This is a genomic window from Paraburkholderia sp. RL17-380-BIE-A (assembly GCF_046028085.1).
In the GTDB taxonomy this organism is placed as follows: Bacteria; Pseudomonadota; Gammaproteobacteria; order Burkholderiales; family Burkholderiaceae; genus Paraburkholderia.
Window position 1 is genome coordinate 38,630 of the sequence record NZ_JARESQ010000023.1, and the last position, 17,932, is coordinate 56,561.

Below are 17,932 nucleotides of genomic sequence, written 5' to 3' on the forward strand. Positions count from 1 at the left end.
GCCAAAGCGGCGCAAAAAATGGGCAAAAAAACGGCCGCCGCAAGAAACCCGGCAGCCGAGGTGAAACGGGCCGCACGGCCGGCGCGCCGTACTAATGGGCAGCGTTGCCGGTCATGTTGAGATGCTCAGAAAAATGCTTACAAAATCACTTCATCTCCCGCCTGGTCGAAAAAACGTTCTTCAGCTCCCGAACGCCAGTTGCCACAGCAACGCGCCGTTGAGCAGGACAATGAACGCGGCGGACAGCCACGCGAGTGCGAGCGGCAGGCCGCGCACGCGCCAGCCGCGCATCAGCCCGGCGTCCGACGTGTAGCGGATCAACGGCACGACGGCGAGCGGCAACTGCAGGCTCAGCACCACCTGACTTGCCACCAGCAATTGATTGGAACCGTGCTGCCCGAACAGCGCGACCGCGAAGAGCGCGGGGCCGATCGCCAGTGCGCGGGTCAGCAGGGCACGCTGCCAGCGCGGCAGGCGGATGCGCAGAAAGCCTTCCATGACCGCCTGGCCGGCCAGTGTGCCGGTCACAGTCGCACTCAGTCCGCAGGCGAGCAGCGCTGCCGCGAACAGAATGCCGGCCCAGTGCGTGCCGACGAGCGGCGCGATCAGCCGGTGGGCGTCCGCGAGATCGGTCACGTCACGATGGCCGCTCACATAGAACACCGCCGCGGCCACGATCAGCAGGGCCGCGTTGATCACGAACGCAAACGCAAGCGAGCCGAAGGTGTCGAGATTGACGACGTGCAGCGCGGCCTTGATCTGCGCGTCGCTGCCGTCCGGCGCGTGGTGCTTGACGAGCGCCGAGTGCAGATAGAGGTTGTGCGGCATGACCGTCGCGCCCACGATGCCCGCCGCGAGCCACACCATGCCCGCATTGCGCAACAATTCGACGCTCGGCACGGTGCCGGCGAGCGCCGCGTGCCAGTCCGGCCGCGCCAGCGCCAGCTGGACCACGAAGCATAGGCCGACAAAGCCGATCAGCGCGGCGATCACCGCTTCGAGCCTGCGCCCGCCTTTGTGCTGGAGCGCGAGCAGCGCGAAGGTGCACACCGCCGACATCAACACGCCTACCGTGAGCGACACGCCGAGTAGCAATTGCAATGCGACGGCGCTGCCGACCACCTCGGCGACGTCGCACGCGATGATCGCGACCTCGCTCGTCAGCCACAGGAAGAGGGTGCCGCAGCGGCCCGTGCGTTCGCGGCAGATCTGCGCAAGGTCGCGCCCCGTCACCACGCCAAGGCGCGACGACAGCCATTGCAGCAACATTGCCATCAGGCTTGCCAGCAGCACGATGCCGAGCAGGCGGTAGCCGTAGCCCGCGCCGGCGCCGAGCGCGGTCGCCCAGTTGCCCGGATCGATATAGCCGACCGCGATGAGCGCCCCCGCGCCGACGAATGAAAACCAGTGCGCCGGACGTGCAGGTCCACTGCCCGGCAGACGCCGGCGGCGGTGGGGTCGCAATGCGGACGGATTGGTGTTCATCGATGCCTGAGGTTCAAGACTGCATCTTCTTGCAAGCCGCGTGCCCGGCGGGCGTGGGATGGTGACATCGCCGCGCGATTGGCGGCGCGCTGTCACCGGCCATTGAGGACTATTGTGCTCCGTCGGACGCCAGTCGGCTCGCGCTTGCCGCAGCCTGGGCGACGCGTATCCGGGCCACGCCAGGCCGCCATGGGCCGCGCCCCGTTGCGCGGGCGCGGCGCGCCTTCACGGCGGCGAATCGACAGCGGGATGACAGCGGAATGGCAACGCGATCAGAGCGCAGCCGATACAGGTGTTTTTTTCGGGTAGACACGCGCTCATAACCCGCTAAAATTGCGGCCAATTTTAGAGCGGTGCGGCTTACGCTGTACCGTTTGCGCGACAGCCCGGTATTTTTTTTGAAGCGCGCAATAATTGATGGTACTTTTCGGGTTTTTCAGGGGAGCCGCGCGCTGTGCCGCGGCGTAGGTGAAGACGGTCGGCTCGGCCGGTCAGGATCGGAGAACGGGATGAAAAGACGGGTAGTGGGGCAGGTGGCGGCGCTGGTCTTGTGCGCGACGCCCTGGTTGACGGCCGCTGCGAAAGACACGCAGCTAAACGTGTATAACTGGTCCGATTACATCGCCAAGGACACCGTTCCCAACTTCACCAAGCAGTCCGGCGTCCAGGTCAAATACGACAACTACGACAGCGACGACACGCTGCAAGCCAAGCTCCTCACCGGCAATTCCGGCTACGACATCGTCGTGCCGACCAGCAATTACGCCGGCAAGCAGATCGCCGCCGGCATCTTCGCACCGCTCGACAAATCCAAACTGCCGAACCTGAAGTACCTCGATCCGTCGCTGATGGCGCTCGTCGCCGGCGCCGATCCCGGCAATAAATTCACCGTGCCCTGGGCTTACGGCACGACCGGCCTCGGCTACAACGTCACCAAAGCGCAGCAGATCCTCGGCAAGAGCGTTCCGCTCGACAGCTGGGACGTGCTCTTCAAGCCGGAAAACATTTCGAAGCTGAAGGCCTGTGGCGTGTCCGTGCTCGACGCGCCGGACCAGATGTTCGCGGCCGCGCTGCACTATATCGGCAAGGATCCGATGAGCACGAACCCGGCCGACTATCGCGCCGCGCTCGACATGATGAAGAAGATCCGCCCGTATATCACGCAGTTCAACTCGTCGGGCTACATCAACGACCTGGTGGGTGGCGATGTGTGCTTTGCGTACGGCTGGTCGGGCGACGTCGTGATCGCCAAGCATCGCGCGGTCGAGGCGAAGAAGCCCTATAAGGTCGAGTATTACATTCCGAAGGGCGGCGCCCCGGTGTGGTTCGACGTGATGGCGATTCCGAAAGACGCCAAGAACAAGGACGCCGCGCTCGAGTGGATCAACTACATCGAAACGCCGCAGGTTCACGCCGCGATTACCAACGCCGTCTACTATCCGAGCGCCAACCTCGAAGCGCGCAAGTACGTGGACAAGGACGTGGCGAACGACCCGGCCGTCTATCCTTCGCCTGAAGTCATCAAGACTCTGTTCCTGCTCAAGCCGTTGCCGCCGGAAATCCAGCGGCTGCAAACGCGGCTGTGGACTGAATTCAAGTCCGGCCGCTGACCCGCGGCCGGTGTGAACGGGTAAGCATCATCATGAAGCCCTCGGTGTTCACCGGGGGCTTTGTTCGTCAAACGCCGGAGTAAAGCATTGTGATGAGTAGTGACCAGTCGGGCGCGCTGGCAGGGGCCGCCGCGCCGTCCCCGAGCCTGAACGCCGTTACGGGTGACGCCACGGACAACTTCGTCCAGATCGTCGACGTGGTGAAGAAGTTCGGTGAGACCGTGGCGGTCAAGGGCGTCAACCTGTCGGTAAAGAAGGGCGAACTGTTCGCGCTGCTCGGCAGTTCCGGCTGCGGCAAGTCGACCTTGTTGCGCATGATGGCCGGGCTCGAAAGCGTGACCTCGGGCAAGATCCTGATCGACGGTGAAGACCTCGCGCAATTGCCGCCGTACCGCCGGCCGGTCAACATGATGTTTCAGTCGTACGCGCTGTTTCCTCACATGACGGTAGAGGGCAACGTCGCCTTCGGTCTGAAGCAGGAAGGCGTGCCCAAGGCCGAACTGAAGGACCGCGTGCAAACCGCGCTCGAACTCGTGCAGATGGGCCGCTTCGCGAAGCGCAAGCCAAATCAGCTTTCCGGCGGCCAGCAGCAGCGCGTGGCGCTGGCGCGTTCGCTGGTCAAGCGGCCCAAGCTGTTGCTGCTCGACGAGCCGATGTCCGCGCTCGACAAGCAGATCCGTCAGCGCACCCAGATCGAGCTGGTGAACATTCTCGACAAGGTCGGCGTGACCTGCGTGATGGTGACGCACGATCAGGAAGAGGCGATGACCATGGCGGGCCGCCTCGCGGTGATGAGCGAAGGCGAGATCATTCAGCTCGGCACGCCGCACGAAGTCTACGAGTATCCGAATAGCCGCTTTTCGGCCGAATTCATCGGCTCGACGAATCTGTTCGAAGGCCATACGGTCGAAGACGAGCCCGATCACGTGTTCATCGAAACGCCCGATCTGCCGTGCCGCCTGTATGTGAGCCACGGCATCACCGGTCCGCTCGGCATGCCGGTGACGATTTCGGTGCGCCCCGAGCGCATCGCGCTCACGCGCAAACCGCCGGAGGGTGCGTACAACTGGGGCAAGGGCGTCGTCACGAATATCGCTTACATGGGGGGCTATTCGCTCTATCACGTGAAGCTCGACGCCGGCAAAACGGTAATCGCGAATGTGACGAGCCTCGCGCTGACCGAGATCGATCCGCCCACCTGGGGCGACGAAGTGTACGTGCGCTGGAGCGCCTCGGCCGGTGTGGTGTTGACGTCATGAAGCGCTCGTTCAATTCCTTCGCAACCTGGCCGGTGCGGCGCTTCAACCTGACCGGCCGCACGGCGGTGGTGGCCGGGCCGTTCATCTGGCTGCTGCTGTTTTTCCTCGTGCCGTTCCTGCTGGTCGTCAAGATCAGCTTCGCCGATTTGCAGCTCGGCATTCCGCCGTATACGGAGTTGACCAAATTCGCGGACGGCGCGGTTCATATCACGCTCGACCTGTCGCATTACGCGTTTTTGCTGACCGACAGCCTCTATTTCGCGACCTACGTGAATTCCGTGGTGGTGGCCGCGATCTCGACGCTGCTGTGTCTGCTGATCGGCTATCCGATGGCGTATTACATCGCGCGTTCGAATCCGGCCAGCCGCAATCTGCTGATGATGGCCGTGATGCTGCCGTTCTGGACTTCCTTCCTGATTCGCGTGTATGCGTGGATCGGCATCCTGAAGAACAACGGCTTGCTGAACAACTTCCTGATGTCGGTCGGGTTGATTCATTCGCCGATCGAGCTGTATCACACGAACACTGCCGTTTATATCGGCATGGTCTATTCGTATCTGCCGTTTCTCGTCATGCCGCTGTATGCGCATCTGGTGAAGATGGACATGACGCTGCTGGAGGCCGCCTACGATCTCGGCGCGAGGCCGTGGAAGGCGTTCTGGCAGATCACCTTGCCGCTTTCGAAGAACGGCATTATCGCCGGTTGTTTGCTGGTGTTCATTCCGGCGGTGGGTGAGTACGTGATTCCCGAATTGCTGGGCGGCGCGAATACGCTGATGATCGGCCGCGTGATGTGGAATGAGTTCTTCGACAATGCCGATTGGCCGATGGCGTCAGCCGTGACGTGCGCGATGGTGTTGTTGTTGTTGGTGCCGATGGCGTTTTTCCAGTACGCGCAGGCGAAGGCGATGGAGGAAAGGCGCTGATGAAGCCGAACCGGATTTTGCAGTTCATTGCCCTGGGGATTGGGTTTCTGTTTCTTTACATACCGATCGTCAGTCTGATTGTGTATTCGTTCAATGAATCGCAACTGGTCACGGTATGGACGCGGTTTTCGACGCGCTGGTATGCGGCGTTGCTGCAGGATGACGAACTGATCGCGGCCGCGTGGCTGTCGCTGCGGGTGGCGTTGTTGACGGCGTTTGCTTCGGTGATCATCGGTACGTGGGCGGGGTTCGTGCTTGCGCGCATGGGGCGCTTTCGCGGCTTCACGCTGTATACGGGCATGATCAACGCGCCGTTGGTGATTCCCGAGGTGATTCAGGGGATTTCGTTGCTGCTCCTCTTTATCGAAATGGCCAAGTGGTTGGGATGGCCGGCCGGACGTGGCATTTTCACGATCTGGATCGGGCATGTCATGCTGTGTATTTCCTATGTGGCGATCATCGTGCAGTCGAGGGTGAAGGAGTTGCATCCTTCGCTGGAAGAGGCGGCGTTAGACCTTGGGGCTACACCGTTGCGGGTGTTTTTCTTCATCACGCTGCCGTTAATTTCCCAGGCGCTTGTGTCCGGTTGGTTGTTGTCGTTCACTTTGTCGATCGACGATCTGGTGCTGTCGGCGTTCCTGTCCGGGCCTGGTTCGACGACCTTGCCCCTGGTCGTTTTCTCGCGCGTCCGGTTGGGGCTGAATCCGGAGATGAATGCGTTGGCTACGCTGTTTATTGCGGTGGTGACAGTTGGGGTGGTGCTCGCCAACTATTTCATGCAGCGGGCCGAGAGGAAGCGGGCAGTCATGGCGGTTTAGAGCTTAGGGTGGTGGTTGGGTGTGTGTCCGCAACGGACCGGCCACCCAACCGGTAACCTCAAACCTTATAGCCGATCCGAACCCCGCCCCAATGCCGGCCTCCGACAAAAACCGGCGCGGAGGCGTCCTTCATCAGCACGAACTCCCCGCCGCCCATATCGCGCCGATAGGTTTGCAGCAAGAACGGCTTCGTATGTGAGGCGGCGGCGATCCCGGTTCGATCATCGAACATGCGCCGGTTACGGCAATTCGCCATATTCCAGACCACGTCATCACGCTGCGGCAAAGAGAACTTGAGATTGTGCGTTGGCAGATAACCGCGCAAATCGATCGCCGCACAAAACGCCGCTCGCGGATCGAGATCGAGCAAAGGCTCCTGAATAGCCGGCAGCACGCGGTCGGTGAATGCGGTAAACCGCGTTAAAAACTGCGGCGGATTGCTCCCGGCCACCGGCACATAGCGCTGATCGAACAGATCTTCGATCGACACTTCACCGCGCGCCACGGCTGTTTCGAATGCCTTGCTCACGGCGGCCGCCGCCTTCTGCACGGCTTCGATAAACCGCGTATCCGCCGTTTCCACACCCGTCGCGGCAGTCAGTTCGATCAAGGTCTCGGATACGCCGAGCAGATTCCCCAAACGGTCCTTCGCCTGCACGAAGTTTTCGCTCGAATCCTCCACGCCGCTCGCGATTTCCAACACCTGCGCCTCGAGCCCGTCGCATTGCGTTTCAATCTCGCCGGTCAACACGGCGATCTGTCCCGCCTCGTTGTTCAGATGCGCGATTGCGTCGCCGGTTGCATGCACGACGTCGCCGATCTTCCGCGTGCCTTCCCGCACGCGGTGTGCTCGCTCGGTGTTGGCGGAACCCTCCGTGATCAACTGCTCGGTCTGCTGCGTGAGTTGGGCGAGCGTCGTCTCGATCTGTCCCGTGGCCTGCGCGGTTTTCGCCGAGAGGTTCTTCACCTCGGCCGCCACCACGGCGAAGCTCTTGCCGGAATCGCCGGCGCGCGCGGCTTCGATCGCGGCATTCAGCGCGAGCAGATGCGTCTGGCGGGCGATCAGCGAAATCTCCTCGGATACGCGGCTCACATGCGCCAGCGCGCTGCGCAACGCGCCGATCTGGCTTTCGATCACCGTTACGCCTTCCACGAGTCCATGGATGTCGGCCAGCGACGCTTCGAGCGTCTGCTGCGAGTCCTGCACGCCGGTCGCGGCTTCCGCGGATACATGGCTCATTTTCCGCGCGGCCTCGGCAATGCGGTGATTGCCCGCGAGCGTCTGCGCTGCCGATTCGCGCAGCGCGCGGCATACGTGCGCCTGGCGCTGCACGCGCGCGGCCACTTCGTCGACGTGGCCCGATACGTCGCAGATCTCGATGCCCAGCTTGCCGGCTTGCGCGGCAATATCGCCGACAACCGTCTGCGAACGGGTCGGTCGGCGAAAGCTGAAACGCGTCATGGTCGTCTCCTGGATGGTGTGCTTGGCGCATTCAATCGACACAATCATCCAATACGGATGCAGCGTCTTCCTGATGCATCTACGGCAGACTTTCAGTCGACTTGATACGGGGTATCCCGCAGTCGCTATCATGTGCGGTCAAATCGCGATCCGCAGCTTCACCGCAGACCTTTCTTTCTCTTACCAGCAACCATGATCGACTCCTTCGCGCGCGTTTCGGGCTGGCAACAGCTCTCTCATCTGTGGGAGCTGATCGTCATGCTCTGCAAGTTTCTGTGGGGGCTGCTGCTTCTGCTCGGCGGTGGCTGAGCGCGCCGGCGCGGTGCAAGGGAAGGGCGTGCGAAAAGGGCGTGCGAGATTCGCGCGCTACGGCCGCGCGCGAATCATCGATTGAAGGAGTCAGCGGGGAAAACTGCGGAACTGAAAAAGCGTCGGATCATACCGGCGCGCGATACGTGCCTTCGTCAACCGGAAGACCCGCGCGAGGCGTGCCGAGAAACGCGCGCAGATCGGCCATGACGCGCTCCGGCGCTTCTTCCATGGGAATGTGGCCGAGCCCCGCATACATGACCGATTTCGCGCGCGGAATGCGGCTCGCGAATTCCGCCGCGTGCGCCGTCGGAATCCAGCGATCCTTCGCACCCCATAGCACCAGCGCCGGCACGTCCAGGGTCTTTAGCACGTCCGTGTCGACTTCCTTGAAGTCGAGCGTGGGCACCATCTTGCCGATTGCTTCGCGCGTGCCTTCGCCGTGGAAGAACTCGACGTAGCGGCGCAGTGTCACCGCGTCGATCTTGCGCGGATCGCCATAGACATTGCGCACCGCGCTTTTGATGATGGCCTCGGGCAGCCACCACGGCGAACTGACCCGCACCAGCGCGCTATTGAACAGGCCGATGTAAATCGGCAGCTTCATCGGGAAGCCGGCCGAGTCGATCAGCACGAGCCGTTCAGCGGCTTCGCGATGTCGAACCGCGTAGTCCCACGAGATCAGCCCGCCGAGTGAATTGCCAATGAAGGTCGCGCGCGAGACGCCGAGTGCCTGCAGGAACGTGTCGATGAAACGACGATAGGTCGGCAGATTCATCGTTTCGATTGCGCCGCTGCTGGAGCGCAACGGTCCTGTCACGCCGAACGGCGGCAGATCGAGGCGGATCACGCGATACTCGCGCTTGAGTTCGTCGGCGACCCGATTCCATGTATGCAGCGAAGACGCGAAGCCGTGGATCATCACGATGATGTCGCCGCTGCCTTCGTCGACGTAATGCACGTCGGCGCCCATTATCTTCACGAATCTGGAGCCGCTTTGCGTGTAGCGCCGCCGCAGTTCTTCGCGCGGCACGCTGGTGATGCCGAGGCGCGCGGCGAGCGAGCGCGACGGCAACGGGTTGGAGGCGGACGTGCTGGAGTCGATGCTTGCCATGGTTGTTGTCTCCCTTTTGGTTCGATTGGCTTCGAATCGGATTGCATCGGCGGCGTCTCACTCTCCCAGTCCATCAGCCACCGCTCATGTCGTCAGGGCGCGAAGCGATAGTCGTGCGGACGCACGCGCCGCGTGCGTTTGCGAAAGCTGAAAGTGAAGCCGGGCCACAACGCAGTGACCTTGCCGCTTCGGGTCTGATACCAGCTGTGACAGCCGCTCACCCATACGGAGTGCTGCATGTCCTTTTGCAAACGCGCGTTGAACTCGCGCTGCACGTCGGGCCGCAGAGTCATCGTGCGTGCTTTGCGGCGCCGCAGTACGCGCAGGCAATCGGCGATGTACTGCACTTGCGACTCGATCATGTAGATCATCGAGTTGTGGCCGAGCCCGGTATTCGGGCCGACGATCATGAAGAAGTTCGGGAAGTTCGCAATGCTGACGCCGAGGTAGGCCTCCGGTCCGTCGCGCAGCCACAGGGCGCCGAGATCCGCACCGTCGAGGCCGGTCACGTCGAAGGGCGCGCCGACGTCGTTGACCTGAAAGCCCGTGCCGCAGATGAGCGCGTCGGCGCGATGATGCGCGCCATCTTCGGTCACGATACCGTCGGCGACGATCTCGCGAATGCCGCTTGTCACTACGTCCACGTTCGGCTGGCTGAGCGCGGGATAGTAGTCGCTCGAAAGCAGCACGCGCTTGCAGCCGAGGCGGTAGTTCGGCGTGACCTTGGCGCGCAGTGCGGGGTCCTTGACGCGCCGTTCGAGATAGCTCAGGCCGAACTTCATCGGCACTTTCATCAGTTTCGGATTGACCACGAACGCGATAGCGCGCGATTCGAGTTGCCAGTAGATCGCGCTGCGCACGAAGCGCTGCGTGAACGGCAGATGCCGGAACAGCCACTGGGCGCGCGCGTCGATCGGCTTGTCGGGTTTGGGCATGACCCATGGCGCGGTGCGCTGGAACAGATCGAGGTGCGCGACGCGCGGCTGGATTTGCGGCACGAACTGGATCGCGCTTGCGCCGGTGCCGATTACCGCGACGCGTTTGCCGTCGAGCGGATACGCGTGGTCCCAGCGCGCCGAATGAAACAGCTTGCCTTCGAAGCGTTCGAGCCCCGCGATTCGCGGCATGGCCGGGCGCGACAGCGGGCCGCTCGCGGCGATCACGACGTCGGCTTCGATGCTTTCACGCACGCCATTCACATCGAGCTCGACGCACCAGACCTGGCGCGCTTCGTCGAAACGCGCCGCGCTCACGCGCGCGTTGTAGCGCACGTAGCGGTCCACACCGTATTTGCGGGCGCAATGCTTCAGATAAGCGAAGATCTCGGCCTGGCCGCCGAACGCACGCGACCACGCCGGATTCGGCTCGAACGAAAACGAATAGAGATGCGAGGGCACGTCGCAGGCCGCGCCGGGATAGGTGTTGTCGCGCCACGTACCACCGATATCGCCGGCAGCCTCGTAAATCGTGAACGAGGTGATGCCCATGCGTTGCAGGCGAATCGCCATGCCGATGCCGGCAAAGCCGCTTCCGACAATCGCGATGCGTGGCGCGGCAGGTGGGGCGGCAGGCGGGGCGGATGAGGCAGGCGTCACGGCGGTCTCCGGCATGGGGCGAATTGCGAGCGTATACAGATGTCTACTGCAGCTTATCGCGCAGGGTAGACAACTGTGCACCTCGCGTCAAGATCGTTTAGAGTGTTGCCATTAAACGCGCGTGACGCGCCTCGATTGAATCCACATGACATCCGTACCCGAAGCGGCGTCCACCGCCGAGCATGGCATTGCCGCGGGGCAGGAATTGCCGCCAGGCAAGCGCAAACTGATCGAAGCCGCATTGCGCCTGACCGCGGGCGGCCGCGGTTTTGCGAGCCTGGGTTTGCGCGAACTGGCGCGCGAGGCCGGGCTCAACCCCAACACGTTCTATCGCCATTTCAACACGCTCGACGATCTGGCGCGCGAAGCCGTCGAATCGGTGAGCCGCCGTTTGCGGCCGATGCTGCGTCGCGAGCGCTGGCTCGCTGCGCACGACGAACCGCATAGCGTGCCGCGCCGTGCCTGCGTCGCGTTCTTTGCGTTCGCGCTGGAGAACCGCGAGGCGTTTCTAAGTGCGCTGGCCGAATATCATGGCACGTCGAGGGCGTTGCGCGAGGCCGTGCGTGCGAACCTGCACGAGGTGTCGGCGGAAATGGCCGACGACGTCGTGCAACTGGACCTGATGCCGACACTCTCGCGCGAAACCGTCGACGAGGTCTGCACGCAGACCGTGCTGCAACTGTTCCACTTGTCGGCGGAGTACATTCATGCGGACAGCGCACGCCGCGATGCGCTGGTCGCGTATGCGGAGCGCTTTATCGTGAGGTTGTTCGCGGGTTCGGTGTTGCTGGCGCAACATGAGGCGGGCAGGGCGCCTTTTTCGATGCGCGCATGAAGGCGGAGGTTTGAAGCCCGAAGCCTGAAATCTGAACCGTAGCGCCATAACGAAAACAGGCTCCATGAAGGAGCCTGTTTTCATCCACGCATGCCTGCGCGACTGATTGAATCTCAGCCGCGACTGGGCTCAGGTGTCGTTCCAGCCGCCGGAGTCGTCGTTGCTGCCCATATCGACGCCGCCGCTGTTGTCGCTCCAGTCGTTCGAGCCCTGGCCAAAGTCGAGGCCACCGCCATTGCCGCCGTCATTGCCACGGCGGCGCGCTTCGTCGTCGACGATAACGTCACGCTCCACCACGCGCTCACGCCCGGAATTCAGCGCTTCACCGAGCAGCACGCCAGTCAGCAGGCCGCCCATGCCGCCGCCAAAACCGCTGCCGCCTTGCTGCACGATGACCTGCGGTTGTTGCTGATACGGTCCTTGCTGCGGATAGGGCGCTTGCGGCGGATTGCCGAAACGTTCGGCTTCCTGCGCATACGGCGACTGTTGCGTGCCGGTGGCCGGCGCGGCATACGGATCGGGCTTGCCATCCACCCGTGCGCGCAGACTGCCGAGGCGTTGTTCGAGTTCGTCGAGCTGATACGGCGGCACTGGACTCTTGCTGTTCGACAGGGATTCGACGAGGCCGCGCAACTGGTCTTCGGTCGCTTCGACTTCCTTCTCCAGCGCCTCATGCCCTTGCACCGTGGAGAGCTTCACGTCGAGCTTGAGCGAACGCACGGTGTTGAGCATTTCAGTGGCGCGCTTGAGTTGCACGCGACGATCGTCGTCGGCGCGCGTATCGCCCTGCGTACGGGCGCGACGCAAGGTCCAGCGCAGCACGAGCGCGATCACGCCGACGAGGACAAGAATGCCGATCCACATGCCCATGCCTGGACCATGCCGTTGCGGCGCTTGCGACATCATGGCCGACTGCTGCTGCACGGCGGGCGCGGTCTGCTGCACGAACGGGTTGGCCGCGTGGCTCGTGGTGTTGCCGGCCGCCGCGCCCGCGCGTTCCGCATCCTTGCGAATGCGTGCTTCGGTTTGCGCGAAACGGGTCGGGTCGGTGAAGCGGATTTGCGGGTCGAGGGTCTTGGCCTGTTGCACCTGCGCGAGGGCGTCGGCGGAACGGCCTTCACGGTCGAGCACCTGGGCGTACAGATAATGCGCGCGCGCATTGTTCGGATGCGCCTGCAGCACTTCGCTCAGGCCGGCGTCGGCTTGCTGCCAGTTGCCTTGCGACATGGCCGATTCGATCTGCTGAACCGTCGGCACGGCGAACGCCGCAGCCGACACGAACAGCAGTGAGGCAAACGCGGTTGCGAGGAATTTTTTCATTTACGGACCGGGCGCGCTGCGCCCGTCTCCTTCAGTCGTTTCCGGCGGCTCACACAAGGGCCGCCGGTATGTACTGCTGCCGACGCAATTACTGGGCCGGCGTGTTGATCTGCTTCTTCAACGCTTCGAGACGATCTTCGACGGACGGACCGCGGTTCAGATCCGCGAGCTTGTCGTCGAGGGCCTTGCCGCTCTTCACGTCGGCCGAATTCAGGCGCGCGTCCGAACGCGCATTCGACAGCGCAACCTTGTCTTCCAGCTTCTGGAAGTCCTCGGACAGATTCTTGCCGCCGATGCCGCCCAACGCCGTAGCCGCGACATCTTTCGCCTGAGCGATCTGCTGCTTGGCTTGCAGAATGTTCGAGCGTGCGTTCAGGTCGTTGCGACGGGTACGCATGTCTTCGATCTGACTCTTCAGTTGTGCCACCGACGGCTCCAGTGTGGTCAACTCCTTCGCCAGCGCATCGCGTTCGGCTTCGGCCGTGGCTTGCGCGCCGAGGGCTTCACGCGCGAGCGCTTCGTCGCCGGATTGCAGCGCGCGTTTGGCGCCGTCTTCGTACTTCTTCGCCTTGTCCGCGGCAACATCGCGCTTACTTTGCTGCGTGGCCACTTGTGCCTGAATCTCGATCAGCGAGTTCTCGGCTTTGGCGATGCTCTCGTCGAGTTCGCGCACGATCTGGCGCGAGTCGCGCGACGGATCCTGCACGGAATCGGCTGCGTCGTTCAGGAGACCTTTGAGCGTGCGCGAAATGCTGTCAAAAAGCGACATGAAAACCTCCAAAGAATGTAAACGGCGCTGAATAACCCCGCGCGCCCAACTGCATTCAACTGCTACTTTACGCCGCCGCGCGCGAAGCTGCGCAACGTTCGGACCGGAGTTCGGGGCGCACGCACCGATTGCAATAGCGGCGGCGTAAATTGTCCCATTCGTTTGTCCGATTCGAATATCCAGCGGCGAGCTGTTCAATCGTTAAATCGCGCGGCGCGTCAATCCGACGCTCGCGGATATTACACCACGTGCTCTCTTAAAACCGCCTTAAAGGGAGCGATGACAGATTCGCCAACCTTGGCACATGTGTATTGCCGAAAGGGCTTGCTGAAAGGATTTGCCGAAAGCTCGCGCATTCGAATGAACGGACATGTAACGATATGCAACGGTTACGTGCCGACTGGCATGGCGCGACAGGCATCGCACCAGATGGTCAGGCGAAGCGGCCGCCCTTCGTGCTCGGATCACCGAGCGGATCGTCGTCTTCGTGCGCGCTGTCGAGGCGAGGGCGTTTGAGAACGCTGCGCAGTTGCGCTTCCGAGTCGGACGGTTCAGGCGCGGAGCCTTGCACCGAAGCCGCCTTGGCCGCTGCCACGCGCGCGACTGCTTCCGCGGTTGCTGCGGCTTCCTCGTCGATTTCTGCGGCGAGGGCGGCGGCGACGCCCGCCGGGAGCAAAGGCACGGGTTCGCCTTCGACTGACGCGGGCGGCAACTCACTCGCGACCGGCCTTGACGAAGCGGAACCTGCCTCGCTATGCGCGGACCCGCCGGTCGCGCCATCGACGCGCGTTTGCAGGGCCGGCGGCAGCGCGGCGCGTGCATGCCGCGTGCCGCGCGCGACCCGTTGCAGCGCGGCGTCGAGCGCGTCTGGCGCGCGTGGCGCGCGCAGCCGGTCGACGATGCTCGCCGCCTTCACCTGTTCACTAGTCGCGCCGAAGCTCAGCACCGCGCGCCGCATCAGCTCGCTGACGCTGATGCCCAGATTCTCCGCGGTGGAGGTGATCGCGCGTTTCTGCGCGGTGGTGACGAATACGACGATGCGTTCGCTGGGCTTGTTCATGGTCGGCTCGCATACTTGTTGGCATGGGCGGTTCAAAGCGGGCATTTGGCGGACGCCGCGGCGCGCGCACGTGTTAGCGCGCGCGGAGTCCATCATATGACGAGTTGCTCCGATGCGGAACGGGCGCGACGTGAAAATCCCGTGACATCAACGAGTTGTAGCGTTTGCGGGCGGCTTGTCCACAGGCCTTTCAACATTTTCTGTGAATAACTCCAGCGGGGCGCAAAAGCGCTCATGTCACTGCCCGGAACTACAGACTCCTTTCGCGCGAAGGGAATTCTTACAAAAAAACTAACTTGGAGCGCGCGCGATTTCTTTTAAAATGCGCTGTTACGTTGCGCCGGACAGGGTCCGGGCATGCCGTGCGGCCGGCCGGGGGCAAAGGGCCGCGCGGTGGTTTGCGCCTCAGGCTACGCTGCTCGATCACGAACCATGTGCGCGCCATGAGCGCGTGCAGAAAGGCGTTCAGTCATGCGCCCACTATTCCAGTCATGCCAATCATCAAACGACCGCATTCATCCAATTCTCCGTCTGGTGAAGACCGGGATTCCTACCAACGCACGCCAGGTCGCAATGCCGCTTCGCGCGACGCCGAGGCCGGCCGCCGTTCAATCGGCGCAACCCTCGCCATCTGGTTCGCCGGCCTGATCGCGACTATCGCGGTGGTGGGCGCGCTGATCATCGGCTATGCGCTGGTGGTGATGGGGCCGCAACTGCCGTCGCTCGACGCGCTGACCGACTATCGGCCGAAGGTGCCGCTGCGCGTCTACACCGCGGACCATGTGCTGATCGGCGAATTCGGCGAGGAGCGGCGCAGTCTCGTGCGCTTCCAGGACATTCCCGATCAGATGAAGAAAGCGGTGCTCGCGATCGAAGACTACCGCTTCTACGAACACGGCGGCGTCGACTTCATCGGCATTCTGCGGGCGGGTGTGTCCGACCTTTCGCACGGCGGCGCCTCACAGGGCGCGAGCACGATCACCATGCAGGTGGCGCGCAACTTCTTCCTCTCCAGCGAGAAGACCTACACGCGCAAGATCTACGAAATGCTGCTCGCGTACAAGATCGAACGCGCGCTGACCAAGGATCAGATACTCGAGCTGTACATGAACCAGATTTATCTGGGCGAGCGCGCATACGGTTTTGCCGCTGCCGCGCGCGTGTACTTCGGTAAGGACCTGAAAGACATCACGCTGGCGGAATCGGCGATGCTGGCCGGTTTGCCGAAGGCGCCGTCCGCGTATAACCCGGTGGTCAATCCGAAGCGCGCGAAGATCCGTCAGGAGTACATTCTGCGGCGCATGCTCGAGCTGAAATACATCAGCCAGGAGCAATACGACCAGGCGGTGAAGGAAGAGATCCACACCAAGAATCCGGGTAACGAATATAGCGTGCATGCCGAGTACATCGCCGAAATGGTCCGGCAGATGATGTACGCGCAGTACAAGGACGAAACCTATACGCGCGGCCTGAACGTCACCACCACGATCGACTCCGCCGACCAGGACGCCGCCTATCGCGCGGTGCGCAAGGGCGTGATGGATTACGAGCGGCGCCATGGCTATCGCGGGCCGGAAGGCTTCGTGCAACTGCCCGCGCCGGGTGACGACCGCGATCAGACGATCGACGACGCGCTCACCGATCACCCCGATAACGGCGAGATCATCGCCGCCGTCGTGACGGACGTGAATCCGAAGCAGGTCAAGGCGCAACTGGTGGACGGCACGCAGCTGGCGATCAGCGGCGACGGTCTGCGTTTCGTCGCCGGCGCGTTGAGCGCGCGCGCCACGGCCGCCACGAAGATCAAGGTCGGCTCGATCGTGCGCGTGCTCGCCGACGACAAGGGCAACTGGCAGATCACGCAACTGCCGCAAGTGGAGGGCGCGCTGGTGTCGCTCACGCCGCAGGACGGCGCGATTCGCGCGCTGGTGGGCGGCTTCGACTTCAACAAGAACAAGTTCAACCACGTCACGCAGGCGTGGCGTCAGCCGGGTTCGAGCTTCAAGCCGTTCATCTATTCGGCGGCACTCGACAAGGGTCTCGGACCGGCCACGATCATCAACGACGCGCCGCTCTATTTCCCGTCGAGCACGCCGGGCGGCGACGCGTGGGAGCCGAAGGACGACGACCAGCCTGACGGTCCGATGCCGATGCGTCTCGCGTTGCAGAAGTCGAAGAACCTGGTGTCGATCCGCATTCTGTCGTTCATCGGCACCAAGTACGCGCAAGACTTCGTCACGCAGCGGTTCGGCTTCGACGCCGACAAGACCCCGCCGTATCTGCCAATGGCGCTCGGTGCGGGACTCGTCACGCCGTTGCAGTCGGCGGGTGCGTATTCGGTGTTCGCGAACGGTGGCTACCGGATCAATCCGTATCTGATCAACGAGGTGACGGACGCGCGCGGCGAGCCGCTCTCCAAAGCGCAACCGCTCACAGCCGGTCGCGATGCGCCGCGTACGCTCGAGCCGCGTAACGCGTACATCATGAACAGCCTGCTGCATTCGGTGGCGACGGCCGGCACGGGCGCCGGCACCAACGCGCTGCATCGTTCGGACTTGCAGGGCAAGACCGGTACGACCAACGACGCGAAAGACGGCTGGTTCGCCGGCTATCAGCAATCGCTCGTGGCGGTAGCGTGGATGGGTTATGACCAGCCGAAGACGCTCGGCAGCCGTGAATTCGGTGCGCAACTGGCCTTGCCGATCTGGGTGGAGTACATGCAGCGCGCGTTGCGTGGCGTGCCGCAGAGCGAGCCGGCGCAGCCGGACGGCGTGACTTCGGTCGACGGCGAGCTGTTCTATACGGACATGACGCCGGGCAATGGCTTCGTGGCCAGCATCGGTCTCGATTCGGCGAATCCGACTGCGGGCGTGAGCGACGCGGTCGGCGGCGTGGGACCCGCGGGCATGACACCGCCGGTCGTGCCTCCGCCTAGCGTTTCGTCGAACGAGAAGAAGCAGATCATGGATTTGTTCGAGTCCAACAAGCCCTGATGTCCCGCAAGGGGACGTTCAGTAGGGCGCAGCAGGCGTGTGCGGGCCGCATGAGCACGGCGGAGTCCGCGCACGCAAGATTCTGAAAGTGAAGCGAAGCGGCGCCTGGCGCGGCTTTCGCTCGGATTGCCGCGTGGCCCACCCGGCGGATTGTGTGCGCGGCAGGCGCAGTGTGTTTTAATCACGCCTGCGGTGCATTTATCAAGGGTCCTAAAGGACGCCTATTCCCTAGACGGTTTCGGCCTCCAGCACCACTGCGTCTCGCCGCGAGCGGGACGTCCATTCTCGAACTCCGCGCCGCGCGAGACCCGGTATGACGCGCGCGCCTGTCACTTCGTCCGTTGGCAATGTTGAGGTTGCGGCGGGCGGCGTGTTTG

13 protein-coding genes are annotated in these 17,932 nt (G+C 63.0%); 6 read left to right on the forward strand and 7 right to left on the reverse strand.

From position 1 onward, the window contains the following. Positions 1-180: 180 nt before the first annotated feature. Entirely contained in the window at positions 181-1,485 is a 1,305-nt protein-coding gene (locus P0D68_RS30545) for an Nramp family divalent metal transporter (RefSeq protein WP_408298246.1), read from the reverse strand. 509 nt (positions 1,486-1,994) lie between these two features. Between P0D68_RS30545 and P0D68_RS30550 the strand changes: the two genes are divergently transcribed. From P0D68_RS30550 to P0D68_RS30565, 4 genes are all read left to right on the forward strand, one after another. Beyond that, positions 1,995-3,095, forward strand: a complete 1,101-nt coding sequence (locus P0D68_RS30550; protein ID WP_408298244.1) for a polyamine ABC transporter substrate-binding protein — start codon at positions 1,995-1,997, stop codon at positions 3,093-3,095. Between the two features lie 92 nt (positions 3,096-3,187). Further along, entirely contained in the window at positions 3,188-4,354 is a 1,167-nt protein-coding gene (locus tag P0D68_RS30555; RefSeq protein WP_177204972.1) for an ABC transporter ATP-binding protein, read from the forward strand. Beyond that, positions 4,351-5,280 (forward strand): ABC transporter permease subunit, encoded by a 930-nt coding sequence (locus tag P0D68_RS30560; protein WP_091793673.1) that lies wholly within the window; start codon positions 4,351-4,353, stop codon positions 5,278-5,280. Before P0D68_RS30555 ends, P0D68_RS30560 begins: the two co-directional genes overlap by 4 nt. Beyond that, entirely contained in the window at positions 5,280-6,098 is an 819-nt protein-coding gene (locus tag P0D68_RS30565; protein ID WP_408187587.1) for an ABC transporter permease subunit, read from the forward strand. The genes P0D68_RS30560 and P0D68_RS30565 overlap by 1 nt, the downstream gene beginning before the upstream one ends. Before the next feature lie 58 nt (positions 6,099-6,156). Here the strand turns inward: P0D68_RS30565 and P0D68_RS30570 are convergent, their stop codons facing one another. The 3 genes from P0D68_RS30570 to P0D68_RS30580 form a co-directional block, all read right to left on the reverse strand. Then, positions 6,157-7,560 (reverse strand): methyl-accepting chemotaxis protein, encoded by a 1,404-nt coding sequence (locus P0D68_RS30570; RefSeq protein WP_408298241.1) that lies wholly within the window; start codon positions 7,558-7,560, stop codon positions 6,157-6,159. A 436-nt stretch (positions 7,561-7,996) separates the two neighbouring features. Then, a complete protein-coding gene (locus P0D68_RS30575) occupies positions 7,997-8,983 on the reverse strand; it encodes an alpha/beta fold hydrolase (protein ID WP_408298239.1) in 987 nt (328 codons plus the stop codon). Between the two features lie 92 nt (positions 8,984-9,075). Then, entirely contained in the window at positions 9,076-10,578 is a 1,503-nt protein-coding gene (locus tag P0D68_RS30580; RefSeq protein ID WP_408298237.1) for a flavin-containing monooxygenase, read from the reverse strand. A 145-nt stretch (positions 10,579-10,723) separates the two neighbouring features. On the opposite strand from P0D68_RS30580, the gene P0D68_RS30585 reads away from it, so the two are divergent. Continuing rightward, positions 10,724-11,413 (forward strand): TetR family transcriptional regulator, encoded by a 690-nt coding sequence (locus P0D68_RS30585; protein ID WP_408187579.1) that lies wholly within the window; start codon positions 10,724-10,726, stop codon positions 11,411-11,413. A 129-nt stretch (positions 11,414-11,542) separates the two neighbouring features. Here the strand turns inward: P0D68_RS30585 and P0D68_RS30590 are convergent, their stop codons facing one another. The 3 genes from P0D68_RS30590 to P0D68_RS30600 all read right to left on the reverse strand — a co-directional run bounded on the left by P0D68_RS30590 (position 11,543) and on the right by P0D68_RS30600 (position 14,562). Further along, positions 11,543-12,733 (reverse strand): tetratricopeptide repeat protein, encoded by a 1,191-nt coding sequence (locus tag P0D68_RS30590; protein ID WP_408298235.1) that lies wholly within the window; start codon positions 12,731-12,733, stop codon positions 11,543-11,545. An 88-nt stretch (positions 12,734-12,821) separates the two neighbouring features. Continuing rightward, complete coding sequence (locus P0D68_RS30595; RefSeq protein WP_011488613.1) at positions 12,822-13,502, reverse strand: PspA/IM30 family protein; 681 nt, start codon at positions 13,500-13,502, stop codon at positions 12,822-12,824. Positions 13,503-13,935: 433 nt separating this feature from the next. Next, on the reverse strand, positions 13,936-14,562 hold the full coding sequence (locus P0D68_RS30600) for a hypothetical protein (protein ID WP_408298233.1): 627 nt from the start codon (positions 14,560-14,562) through the stop codon (positions 13,936-13,938). A 491-nt stretch (positions 14,563-15,053) separates the two neighbouring features. Here P0D68_RS30600 and P0D68_RS30605 point away from each other — a divergent pair, with 491 nt between their 5' ends. Continuing rightward, positions 15,054-17,555 (forward strand): penicillin-binding protein 1A, encoded by a 2,502-nt coding sequence (locus P0D68_RS30605; protein ID WP_408298231.1) that lies wholly within the window; start codon positions 15,054-15,056, stop codon positions 17,553-17,555. Positions 17,556-17,932: the final 377 nt, after the last annotated feature.